This window comes from Parageobacillus sp. NEAU-HV-2 (genome assembly GCF_059115485.1).
In genome coordinates this window covers 68,012-79,891 of sequence record NZ_JBXUJJ010000011.1, presented here as the reverse complement: position 1 = coordinate 79,891, position 11,880 = coordinate 68,012, and the positions used below count along the sequence as shown (strand labels likewise).

9 protein-coding genes and 1 pseudogene are annotated in these 11,880 nt (G+C 45.3%); 8 read left to right on the top strand and 2 right to left on the bottom strand.

Features of this window, described 5'->3' with window-relative positions:
- Positions 1-20 precede the first annotated feature (20 nt).
- Positions 21-154: pseudogene (locus AC1WMD_RS15695) on the top strand (Rpn family recombination-promoting nuclease/putative transposase); the annotation flags it as partial.
- A 760-nt stretch (positions 155-914) separates the two neighbouring features.
- Here AC1WMD_RS15695 and AC1WMD_RS15690 read toward each other — a convergent pair.
- On the bottom strand, positions 915-1,754 hold the full coding sequence (locus AC1WMD_RS15690) for a hypothetical protein (RefSeq protein ID WP_494257928.1): 840 nt from the start codon (positions 1,752-1,754) through the stop codon (positions 915-917).
- Between the two features lie 261 nt (positions 1,755-2,015).
- Here AC1WMD_RS15690 and AC1WMD_RS15685 point away from each other — a divergent pair, with 261 nt between their 5' ends.
- On the top strand, positions 2,016-2,159 hold the full coding sequence (locus AC1WMD_RS15685) for a hypothetical protein (protein WP_494257927.1): 144 nt from the start codon (positions 2,016-2,018) through the stop codon (positions 2,157-2,159).
- Positions 2,160-2,215: 56 nt separating this feature from the next.
- On the top strand, positions 2,216-2,710 hold the full coding sequence (locus AC1WMD_RS15680) for a macro domain-containing protein (protein WP_494257926.1): 495 nt from the start codon (positions 2,216-2,218) through the stop codon (positions 2,708-2,710).
- Between the two features lie 53 nt (positions 2,711-2,763).
- Here AC1WMD_RS15680 and AC1WMD_RS15675 read toward each other — a convergent pair whose 3' ends face one another.
- A complete protein-coding gene (locus AC1WMD_RS15675) occupies positions 2,764-3,783 on the bottom strand; it encodes a substrate-binding domain-containing protein (protein WP_494257949.1) in 1,020 nt (339 codons plus the stop codon).
- A 435-nt stretch (positions 3,784-4,218) separates the two neighbouring features.
- On the opposite strand from AC1WMD_RS15675, the gene AC1WMD_RS15670 reads away from it, so the two are divergent.
- The 5 genes from AC1WMD_RS15670 (at position 4,219) to brnQ (ending at position 11,523) form a co-directional block, all read left to right on the top strand.
- Positions 4,219-5,166 carry an MTP-1 family protein gene (locus tag AC1WMD_RS15670; protein ID WP_494257925.1) on the top strand — a complete coding sequence of 316 codons (948 nt, stop codon included), beginning with the start codon at positions 4,219-4,221 and terminating at the stop codon, positions 5,164-5,166.
- Positions 5,167-5,168: 2 nt separating this feature from the next.
- Entirely contained in the window at positions 5,169-6,227 is a 1,059-nt protein-coding gene (locus AC1WMD_RS15665; RefSeq protein WP_494257924.1) for a BtaManbiosPhlase, read from the top strand.
- Positions 6,228-6,576: 349 nt separating this feature from the next.
- Positions 6,577-7,959, top strand: coding sequence for a YecA family protein (locus AC1WMD_RS15660; protein ID WP_494257923.1), 1,383 nt, complete (start codon positions 6,577-6,579; stop codon positions 7,957-7,959).
- A 489-nt stretch (positions 7,960-8,448) separates the two neighbouring features.
- Positions 8,449-9,888, top strand: coding sequence for an N-acetylmuramoyl-L-alanine amidase family protein (locus AC1WMD_RS15655; RefSeq protein WP_494257922.1), 1,440 nt, complete (start codon positions 8,449-8,451; stop codon positions 9,886-9,888).
- Positions 9,889-10,212: 324 nt separating this feature from the next.
- The gene (brnQ, locus tag AC1WMD_RS15650; RefSeq protein ID WP_494257921.1) at positions 10,213-11,523 is read left to right on the top strand and encodes a branched-chain amino acid transport system II carrier protein; all 1,311 of its coding nucleotides are present in this window, start codon (positions 10,213-10,215) and stop codon (positions 11,521-11,523) included.
- Positions 11,524-11,880 lie beyond the last annotated feature (357 nt).

The window sequence follows — 11,880 nt, the reverse complement described above, 5'->3', positions numbered from 1 at the left end:
GAGGCCTGTTACTTGTCGGCCTTGAATTCCATGCGATTGATTTGTCGCAGTTTATGATACAATGGAAGAAATATCGACGGGAGATGAAAAAGTCAGCAGAAGTGCCGTGGTTGATGATGTTGTCGGTGGTAGACGTTTGAAAAAAGTGTGGGATGAAGAATTTGTTTATGAATGTCTAGCTTCGGCGGCTATCCCCTCGCGACGCTTCGGCCCCGCTGTGGCGGCGGCAGCCTCCTCGCGGGTCCTCCAGCGCGTTTCGGGGATAAGCGAGCCGCCTACGCTTTTCGATGAATTGGAGGAGTGGGCGATGAATGAACAAGAAATTCGCGAAGCGTTAGAAGAATGGGAGAAGTTAAGCGTCAGTCCGGAAAATCGATATGCGTATGAGATGCGGCTGAAATGGTTGCGCGACCAGCTTTCTAATCTTCTTGGGGAGCGGCGTGCCGGTTTGGAAGAAGGATTGAAGAAAGGGAGGGAGGAAGAACGGAAGAAAATGATCTGGCATATGGCGGCGAAAGGAATGACGGCGAAAGACATTGCCGATCTTACTGGCCTTGCGGAAGAGGAAGTGCGAAAGTGGATGAAATAGAATAGACACAACCATTGTATGGGTGCCTGTCATTTGTCGAATAAGCTTGGCAATGCTTAGACTTATTCCTCCAAAAAAGTGATGGAAACATGCGAAAAAGGAACGGGCGTAAGGCGGTATTGAATCTACCGACCGCCGCCCGGACGCCCTAGCGCGCCTTGTTACCTCATTGCAAAAAATTATGAAGAACTTGGCTGGAAAGCGGAATATTCGTTGGGATACAAATTATCGAAAGCGCGTGGAAATGGAATAGTCAAAAAGTAAGATAAACATAACAGCCTCCTGCTGAATGGGTATCAGCGGGAGGCTGTTCATATATGTTTTCTTAACTTCTTTCTTTAATTGATTCAATCAGTTTTGATATAGATGATAACCAGCGATAGTTATTAATGTGGTTCATAATCGTGTCATTATCTAATTCTTCATTAAGTAAGTCATTGGCAATCACATTTGGGTGTAGTTCAGAAGCTAGAAAGTATATTTGCTCTTTAGGTTGAGGAAGTATTTCGATTGCTGAAATATATTTATCTAAAAAGGTATTTACAAGGTTACGATTCGTTAAGAAATCATAGTTAGAATCAATTGATCGATTTAATAGTTGTTGTACATGCGTTTTTTCAATCCCATTGAACAGTGATGAAACTAAAATAAATACGTTGTCGCTTTCTACACCAAATTCATCTTCACTTAATGATACAATATCTTCAATTGCTTCGTAGAAACGTTCGCCACGGCAATAACCTAAGTCTGTCATATATTTTAATGTCGCAAATGCGCTATCTCCTTTATAAAAGACAAGAAGCCCGCCAATTTTTGAACGTTCGATTCTTAAACCGGCTATGTTTAAATGAGACGAAAAGAATTCTTCCAGTGCAAGCCCTAGTTTGATTGACACCCTTCTAGGAGCCTTTTTGTTTCGATTACTCCGGACGCGTTCGATTTCTTCATGAAGGTATACATCTGTTAATTTATTAAATAATTGTGCTTCTAAGTTAGGGGAAAGCTCATGAGTAACGTTTGATAATTTTTCCTTAAGGACATAGATGTCAGTTTCGTCAACAATATTGAATTCTTTGTTTTTAGCACCAGCAATCTTTTCCAATGATCTAGCAATTCGTTTAAGCGATTCATCAATGCTCAACAGAATGTTTTCTAAATTACTCAATTTAAACACCATCTCCCTTGATATAATTTTATCGAAAAAGAAATAAATTAAATCTACAGATATAATAATAAATTCCATATATTTCTGTCAATAGATATTTTTTATTTCTTTTAGATATAAATTTTATATCTGTTTCTGTCACTTGTCGAAGGCTATTCCGTCAACAAAGTCATTGAAACATATGAAAAAGTAACCGGCCGCAAATCCGTCATTGAATCCACCGACCGCCGCCCGGATGCCCCAGTGTGTCTTGTGGCGTCGTTGCAAAAAATTTATAAAGAGCTTGGCTGGAAAGCGGAATATTCGTTGGAACCAATCATCGATGCGTGTGGAAATGGCATCGTCGAAAAGGGTGAGGAGGGCAGGCGATTCTTGTTGCTAGGTTGGCTTGTTCGTTCGTTATAGCTTGCATGTTATAATCGTAATAGTAACGGACAACATACGAAGGGGAGGGAATAGTTGTGATCAAAGCCGTGCGAGGAGACATTACGAAACTGCAAGGCGTTTCCTACATTTGCAACGCGGCAAACGGAATCGGTCCGATGGGGGGAGGAGTGGCGGCCGCGATTCGCAAAGCCGGCGGCAAAGAGATTGAGGCAGAAGCGATAAAGGTTTGTCAGGAGCAAAATCCGATGCCAGGCGATCTTTATGTCACCCATGCGGGAACCCTTCCGTTTCAAGGAATCATTCATCTTGTGACGATGAAACAGCCGGCAGGGGCGACCTCTTATGACATTGTTAAAACATGTTTAAACAATTTAGTCGCTTACTGTCAACAACACGGCATTGACAAGGTGGCCCTTCCAGCGTTAGGAACAGGGGTAGGAAATTTGGATAAAACAAAAGTCGCAGCCATCTTCAAAGAAGTGTTGGAGCCGGTGAAAGACATTGAATTTATCGTTGTTGATATTGACGAAGAATTTATCACATTATTCGCTAGAAACGGCAATGTTTAAAAAGAGCGGAGCAACTTCTTTGGTGCTCCGCTCTTTTGGTGTGCTGGTTGGCATTATTCGCGCTTGTTCGGAGCTAAGGCGGTGGATTCCCGCTTGATCAGTTTCGTCGAAAGAAGAATTTCTTGAAAAGGTTCGTTTTTATTTTCCAGCCTCCACAAAAGAAGTTCAACCGCTCTTTTTCCATATAAATTGAGATCGATGTCCACGGTTGTTATTTTCGGAATCGAAATTTGCGAAAGTTGTCCGTTGTCGTAGCTGCATACGGACGCCTGGGCTGGAACTTTGATTCCTTGTTGCTGCAGGCTGGAACTAACGAAAAAGCCGAATCCATCATTGACGCAAAACCATGCCGTTGGCTGTTGCTTTAGCTGGCGTATATAGTGGGATATTACCTTTTCGTCTTCTTTAGCATGGTGAAATATGAATTCTTCCTTCGGTTCGATCCCGTAATCTTTAAGGGCAAGCAAATAACCTTCGTATCGCTCCTGATAGCTTGGCGAGCAGTCGATGTCCCCCACAAACGCAATCTCTTTATGGTTAAGCTCAAGCAGGTGCTGAACGGCCATATACGCTCCAAAACGGTTGTTGGTTAATACGGCGTCCGCCTGGATGTTCGGATGGTGGTGGTCGACGAGAACGGTGGGAATGCCCGTCGCAATGACTTTATTAATATATTTCGTGCTGATATGCGAAAGGATCAGGACGCCATCTACTAATTTATCTTCAATAAAAGAAGGCAAAATCAGCTCTTCTTTTTGTTTTTGGTTGATTGATTGAATATGCAGTTTCATCCCCCGCGATAATACTTCTTTTTCAATGCTTAAGTATATTTCGCCAAAAAACTTGAGTGAAAACGTGCGATCAGAGGCGATGAGGGCAATGCTTCCTGCTTTTCCTCCCCGAGGCTGTTTCCGTGATGCCGGATATTGGTACCCCATTTCTTTTGCAACGCGTTTTACTAGCTCTCTTGTTTCTTTGCTCACTCCATCTTTTCCCCGCAAGGCTTGAGAGACGGAGTTTTTTGATATATTAAGGCGGTCTGCGATGTCTTGCATCGTTACTCTTTTTTTCATTGTTTTTTTCATTGGCTACACCTACTGTCTTGATTTACTGCTATCCATTATACAAAAAAATCAGCTGCCGATTTTCAAATTTTTCTCGATTTCCTGAAGCAAACGGTTCATTGCCAGTATGATGATAAAGCAGAAAGGTCCAACGAAGAAATATATGGATAAAACGGAAAATGTAACGTTACTTACAACTTCATTATTACATGATTTTTATTTGTGGTCAATTACGGCATTACTGACAAAAATTAATTTTTTAGAGTAAACACGCATGATCAATAAAAGAATAATCTGTTATATATAAGGAAATTTTTATTAATGCCATTGAATGAAGGTATTGACTAAATGGTTTTGTAATGTGACAATTCCTATTATAATTTGTTTAGTAATGAAGAGCACAATTTCATTAATCATATATTATACAGATTTGGGAGGAGTGTTATGCTGTTTAGGAAACCTTCGCTCAAAACATGTGAGGCATTATTGGAAGAGTTCCGATATGCGGCGCAGCCGTTTAAGGCGGAAAAACTAGTGTTTACGGGCGTGGGAGAAAGAGACGTGTATAATATTTCCGCGCCGTTTGAAGATGAGGGAGAGCTGGTCATTGCCGGCCGAGTGGAGTCAAGAGATAGCGAACACTCGGAAGTTTATTTCTTTGTCGAGCGGGATGGGAAATGGACGCCAAGGGAAGGAGCGCCTGTTTTTGCCCTGCAGGATCCTTTTGTTTCGAAAGTTCATGGCCATTTAGTTTTCGGCGGGGTGCAAATTTTCCCTCATCCAACCGTCGAGGGCACTTTAAGCTGGAGAACGGTTTTTTACAGAGGGAAGAATATCGCTAGTTTAAAAGAGTTTGCCAAAGGTCCGGATGGGATGAAAGATATTCGCTTAGTCGAGCTGAAAGACGGGTCGATCGGCGTGTTTACACGCCCGCAAGGAGAAAAAGGAGGACGCGGAAAAATTGGATTTACCCGCATCGCATCGCTAGATGATTTGACGGCGGAAGTGATCGAAAACGCTCCGCTCTTGGATAATCAATTCATCGATGAAGAATGGGGCGGGGTCAATGAACTACACTTGCTTGCGAATGGGCTGGTCGGCGTTCTCGGACACATTGCTTATTTGGATAAAGAAGGCAACCGTCATTATTATCCGATGGTGTTTGTATTGAACCCGGATACGATGGAAACTTCGAATATCGAATTGATCGCGACGCGTTCGCATTTTCTCGAAGGCCCCGCAAAGCGGCCGGATCTTGTCGATGTCGTATTTAGCGGCGGGTTAATTCGGAAAAAGGATGGAACGGCGGACCTCTATGCGGGAATTAGCGATGCGGAAGCGCAAAAAATTACCATTGTCGATCCATTCATTAAATACGAAAGGCAGGAATAGACATGCACATTTATCGGTACGAAGAAAATCCGCTCATTACCCCGAAAGATGTTCCGCCCTATCATGAAGGATTTGAAGTAATCGGAACATTTAACGCGGGGGTGACGAAGTTTCAAGATGAGATTATTTTGCTTCTTCGCGTGGCGGAACGGCCGGTGTCGCATGATGAGAATATCGTGAAAGCGCCTGTGTTTAATCCCGATAAAGGGTTAGTGGAAATATACGAATTTCGCAAAGATGATCCAAGATATGATTTTTCCGACCCGCGGGTGATTAAGAACGCCTCGACAGGCCAGTTTGTTTACTTGACGTCTTTGTCTTATTTGCGCATTGCCCGCAGCAAGAATGGAAGACATTTTACCGTGGAGGACAAACCGTTTGTGTATCCGTCTAATCAACTCGAAGCATTTGGGATAGAAGACCCGCGCATTACATTGATTGACGGCACCTATTATATTTACTTCAGTGCGGTTTCTCCTAAAGGGGTAGGGGAAGCGATGGTATCGACAAAAGATTTTCAGCAAGTCACGCATCATGGGATGATTTTTGCGCCAGAGAATAAAGATGTGCTGATTTTTCCGGAAAAAATCAATGGAAAATACTACGCATTGCATCGCCCGGTACCGAAGAGCAATGGTTCGCCGGAAATATGGATTGCCGAGTCCGATAACTTGCTGTATTGGGGAAACCATCAGTTTTTGTTTGGATTGCGGGAAGATAAGTGGGATAACGGACGCATCGGCGGCGGAGCCGTTCCGATCAAAACGGATCGCGGCTGGCTTGAGCTGTATCACGGCGCTTCGAAAGATGACCGTTACTGTATGGGAGCGGTTTTACTGGATTTGCATGACCCGACCAAAGTGATCGCCCGTTCGGAAAAGCCGATTTTAGAGCCGGAAGCAGATTATGAAACGAACGGATTTTTCGGCAATGTCGTGTTTTCGTGCGGGGCGATTGTCGAAGGGGATATGGTGAAAATGTACTATGGGGTAGCGGACACTTCCATGGCTTGCGCCGAACTTCGTTTAAGCGAAATTTTGGATTCGCTTACGTATTTTTAACATTTTTCCCGATTCATCTCCCTTCCTCTAAACGGAGTAAAGGAGGGAGATGAATCGGGAAGTTTTTGATTCCTAAAAACGAACATATGTGCTATAATCAAATCAATGATCAGGCAAAGAGGGGAATGTTCATGCTTCGTGGCCAAAACGTTTTTCGGTACCTGTCACTGAAAGGAAAAGCCAAACCATGATGCCCGTGCCCACTCCCGTTTTTGTTTGAAGACAAACCGGAGCGAGACCGCAAGAATTGATGCAGTGCGACTTCATTTTCCAGAACTATTGGTGTTTATGGTATAATCAAGAAAATAACGGCATGGCCGAAATTGTAAAGAAGGTGGAACTATTGGCAATGATTTCGCGGAATGCTCCGTGCCCGTGCGGGAGCGGCAAAAAGTATAAGCATTGCTGCGGCAAGACAAAAACCGTTTCATTGCAGTCGATCGTGGAACGGGAGTTAGAGGAATGTGTGTTCGATGTATTGGCGTATGCTGCAGACCGTTATGAAGACGAGATCGTTCCGTTTCTCGAAGAGTGGCAGACGGAAGGGCTGCCGGAAGAGCTGGCGATTGGAATCGAACTGTTTGTCACCAACTGGGCGATTTTCTGCCTTCCGCTAGAGGGCGAAAACACAACGATTTTCGCTTCTTATTTGCAAGACCGGCGCAGTGCGCGCTGGCGTCCGGCGGTACGGACGCAAATCGAGTCGTGGCAAGGCGCGGTGCCGTCGTTCGACGAGCTCATCGGCCGCGATGGGGAGCGGAATTTGTTCGTCCGGGATGTGCTGACCGGGGAAGAAAAGCAGGTCCATATTTTCGAGGCCGATGAAGTGCCGGAGATGGAAGAAGGGGATATCCTTATCGGTTTATTAGTGCCATATGGACAAGCGTATACGTATTTCACGACGCTGCTTGCGTTTCCACGCGCTAGTGCCGGACGGTTGATCGCTGCACTGCGCCAAGAGCAGGAGCAGCACGGGGAAACCGATGGCCGCGCGTTTTTGCGCCACGCTTTTCCAGAGGCGATGGGTCTTGCGGTGAGACTGCTCATTTGGGAGTTTGTGCGGCAAATGGAATGGGAAAAGCCGGAGTACGAGGCGGTGATGCAGGAGCTGGAGCGCCGTTTCCCGAATGATCAGGAGGAGGCGCTGATGCAGGCGCATGCCATCTGGCGCACGTATTGCAATAAGGAGCATCCGCGTATTGGCCATCCAGCAGTATATGCGGCCGCCCTCCATTATTTCGTCTGCGCCATAGCGGGCGAGGAGGAGTTGGAGGAAGAGGAGGTCGCCTTCTTATACGAGGTGCCGCTTGACAAGATGTCCGCCAAAGTGGACGATCTGATGCTCTTTTCTTTCGACAACATGATCGATGATGACGACGAAGAGTGGGACGATGAAGATTTGGATTTTCTCGATGATGACGACTGGGAACTGGATGATGAGGAGGATGTCTTTGCTGACGATTATTGGGACCTTTCCGATGAGGACGGGTGGCTCTTCGATGACGATGGGGAAGAGGACGAAATCGACTTATTGTTTGACGAGCTGATGGCGAAAATGGAGGAGCTGCTCGAGCGGGAAGGCTGGGATGAGAAAAAGGTGATGAAATTAACCGAAGACCTGGTGGCCGAATGGGTCGCTGCAGGGGAGATCGATGAAGCTGATGCTGAGCTAGTCTGTGAGGCGATGCAAGCGCTGGCGCTCGAAGTGATGCGGGCGCAACACAAAGGCTAGCCGCGGCCGAAATCGAGAGCGCATGGACGATGGAAAAGCGATGTTTGACAGGATAGTGTGGCAGACGGAAGGGCTGCCGAGACGTTATGATGAAAAAGGGAATGGCTATGCGTTGGCCATTGATTGTAAAGGTGAAATCGGAAGGAACAGCTAGAAAGGTTGTTGAAATTTGTAACTGAATTATAAACAAAGGAAAAGGGATATCCCAAAAAAGGGCGTCCCTTTATTTTTTTAAGATGTATTGCTGCGTTCGTGAAATCAATCAAATTCCTAAAAATGTGTGAAAGTCCATTTCGTGTCGCTTTTTGGCGATAACTTCGGGCCGCCACTAAAGCGAAAAGAAACGGCTTTGGCGGCGCGAGAAGTGCTTCTTCTGTACAAGAGGGAGCGCTATTTCTGTCGATAGGTTTTCTGGACGCATAGACAGGAAAACAGTTTGTCCCCTCGAACTATTTAGTAGAAACATAGACGTGCTGGAGGGGATTGCTGTTGCGTTTACGGCGGATAAGATTGCTATTATTTTTGTTTTGCCTCGCCATGATGGCGGGGATGGCGCTGCCGGCGCTCGCGGCAAAAGATGAGAGACAGACGGTAGTCGTGACAGAAAAGGAAGTGAACGTTCGCCAAGGGCCGGGGATGCCCTATCGCGTTATCATGAAGGCCGATCAAGGAGAAACGTATCGTGTCGTTGAGGAAAAAGATGGATGGGTGAAAGTACAGGTAAAGCCAAATCAAGCAGGATGGGTCGCAAAACCATATATAGCTTATGTCCGCAAACAGGCTGTAGTGGCAGAGGATGGGCTGCGGGCGCGGGCTGCCCCAAGCCTTAGTGGAGATGTTATTGGCCGTCTTTCTCAAGGCCAGCTTGTTTACGTGGTAGAAACCAAGGATGACTGGGTGAAAGTCGTCACTTCTTCGCTTATTGGCTGGGTCTCCTCTTCTTATCTTTCCTCATACCATCGCCAGGACACGACAGCGAAAACTGGTTGGGTAACGGCAGATTCACTCAATGTGCGGGCGCAGCCGTCACTGACGGCAGAACGGGTTGGAAAAGTAACCTATGGGGAGCAGGTAACCATTACGGACAAGCAAGAAAATTGGTATCAAATCTTGATGAATAACGGCAAAGTAGGCTGGGTGTCCAGTGAATATATTTCTACTGCTTCGAAGACAGCGTCTTCTTTTGTGACCGTATTGTATCCTAATGTAAACATCCGTGCGCTTCCGTCCCTTGAAAGCCCTATTCAGGCGATGGCGCAATCCGGTGAGCGCTACCGCGTGCTCGGGAAAATCGGCAATTGGTATGAAATTGAACTGCCAAATGGGGCGCGAGGCTATATTGCCGGCTGGCTTGTTTCCGCTAGTACGGAGGATCAACGCGGCTCGAAAACATTAGAAGGAAAAACGATCGTGATCGATGCGGGCCACGGCGGCAAAGACAGCGGCACGACCAGCAAAACTGGATTGATGGAAAAGACGTTAACACTAAAAACGGTGCAGCTGTTAAAGAAAAAGCTCGAACCGTACGGGGCGAATGTCGTGTTGACGCGCTCCGATGACCGTTACCTCACCCTGCAAGAGCGGGTGGAAACGGCATACCGCCATCACGCCGATGCGTTTATCAGCATTCACTACGACAGCTCCAAAGACCCGAATGCGGCGGGAACGACAATCTATTATTACGATCTGTTTTCTGACTACTTGTTTGCCTGGTCGTTTCATGAGCCGTTTTCGCGCATGATGGCGATTCCGTTCCGCGGCATCAGCTTCGGAGACTATTACGTCATTCGCGAAAATAAATTGCCATCGGTGCTGATGGAGCTCGGATATTTAAGCAACCCGACCGAGGCAAGCATCATTGCCACCGATTCCTACCAGCAGCAAGTCACCGATGCGATTGTGAACGGGGTTCGCAATTATTTTGATTAAACGATGAAAAGGCGGGGATTCGTTCTCCTTTAGAAGAGAGGATCCTGCCTTTTTTGATATCTCCATTGCATCCTCAACTATCCACTATTCCCCGCGACACAGACCGCTTTCACACGTATTTTATTGGCGTGAAGATGTGGAACATTTCCTTTGGCAATGGCATTCATACTAGATTTTTTTAATTGTCTTGATTGACGAAATTGCAAAAAAAATGTAATATTAAAAAAGTCGTAATTATACAAAAATAATAAATTCTGACGCAAACCGAGATAAGATGATTTTATTTTCGAAATATTATAAAGATCATAGGTGGAGGCATCTTAGATGAAGAAAAAAGACATTTTCTTTACAGGGTTAATGCTTTTTGCCTTGTTTTTCGGGGCAGGGAACTTAATTTTTCCGCCGTATCTTGGCATGGAAGCGGGGAAAGCGGTTTGGCCGGCGATTTTCGGGTTTGTCGTTACTGGGGTGAGTTTGCCTATTTTGTCTGTTGCTGCTATTGCGCTAGCCAAAGATGGGATTCAATCGATTGGGAATTATGTTCATCCTCTGTTTAGTTCATGCTTTTCGCTTGCAGTCTATTTAGCAATCGGTCCGTTTTTCGGGATCCCGCGAGGAGCGAACGTCACTTATGAAATGGGAATCAAACCGTTTTTCAACGGGAATGACGACACGTTATCGCTGTTAATATTTACTATTATTTTTTTCGTGGTCGTTTATTGGTTAAGCTTAAATCCGTCGAAGCTGGTCGATCGCATTGGGGAAATATTGACGCCTATTTTGCTTCTTTCTATTGCCGTTCTTTGCGTCGCAGGGATCATCCAGCTGCAAAATCCGCTGCAAGCACCGACGGAAAAATATGCTTCCGCCCCGTTTTTTAAAGGATTTATGGAAGGGTATTTAACAATGGATACGATCGCGGCGCTTGCGTTCGGGATTGTCGTTGTAAACGCGTTAAAAGATCGGGGCGTGCGTCAGCAATCGTCAATGGTAAAAGCCACTATTCAAGCAGGGCTGATTGCGGGAATAGGCTTGGCGTTAGTTTACATAGCGACCGCGTTGGTCGGGGCAAAAATGACTTTAAATGGTCCATTTGAAAATGGCGGGGATTTATTATCGAATGCGGCTGCGCTTTTATTTGGCAGCGGCGGGAAGCTGTTGCTTGGCGTCATTGTCGCCTTAGCGTGTTTAACGACCTGCATCGGGTTAACCGCGGCATGCGCGCAATATTTTCATGAAATAAATCCAAACATATCGTATAAAACCTATGTGACGATCATTACGATTTTCAGCTTAGTCGTTTCGAATTTAGGATTAAATCAACTGATTTCAATTTCCGTTCCGGTGTTAACGATGATTTATCCTTTAGCCATTGTGCTTGTCATCATGTCGTTTTTTCATCGCTTCTATCAAGGTTCGGCGAAAACGTATGGGATGGCTTTGCTGTTTACCGCCGTGTTCAGCGTATACGATGGCTTGAACGCGTTTGGCATGGAGGCCAAGTGGCTGGAGCCGTTATTATCTTGGGCCCCATTTTTCTCGGTTGGATTAGGATGGTTGGTTCCTGCCATCATAGGGGCAATCATCGGCTTTATGATAGACAATATCGTCTTAAAGCAGCATAGGACAGCGTAAAAGAAGACGGGGCGGGAACGGCCGCTCTGCTTCGGCATGGCGTCTGACGTTAAGAGAGAAAAGAAAAGGAGAGCTTGTCACGGTCAGAAGTGAACGGCTTTCCTTTTTGGCTTTTTCTAGAATCGGAAGTGCAACTATATAAGTTAAACTTGAAAATTCTGCTTTTTGCGGAATAATAGTTTGTGTTCAATTTTTTTGACTATGAAAATATTTTTCTCCGACGTTTGTTCTTTCAGGCGACGTAAGCATTCTTGCTTATGTCGATATAGAATACCATTTGGTTCATAAGAATTATAAAAAGCAGCTTGATTTTTTCTGTGTTTTTTGTGAATATAAAATAAAAATATTCATATAAAC

Bases quoted from the DNA above. Each gene is read 5' to 3' on its own strand.
- AC1WMD_RS15660 (WP_494257923.1), top strand. From the start codon at position 6,577: ATGATTTCGCGGAATGCTCCGTGCCCGTGCGGGAGCGGCAAAAAGTAT.
- AC1WMD_RS15665 (WP_494257924.1), top strand. From the start codon at position 5,169: ATGCACATTTATCGGTACGAAGAAAATCCGCTCATTACCCCGAAAGAT.
- AC1WMD_RS15675 (WP_494257949.1), bottom strand. From the start codon at position 3,783: ATGAAAAAAAGAGTAACGATGCAAGACATCGCAGACCGCCTTAATATA.
- brnQ (WP_494257921.1), top strand. From the start codon at position 10,213: ATGAAGAAAAAAGACATTTTCTTTACAGGGTTAATGCTTTTTGCCTTG.
- AC1WMD_RS15670 (WP_494257925.1), top strand. From the start codon at position 4,219: ATGCTGTTTAGGAAACCTTCGCTCAAAACATGTGAGGCATTATTGGAA.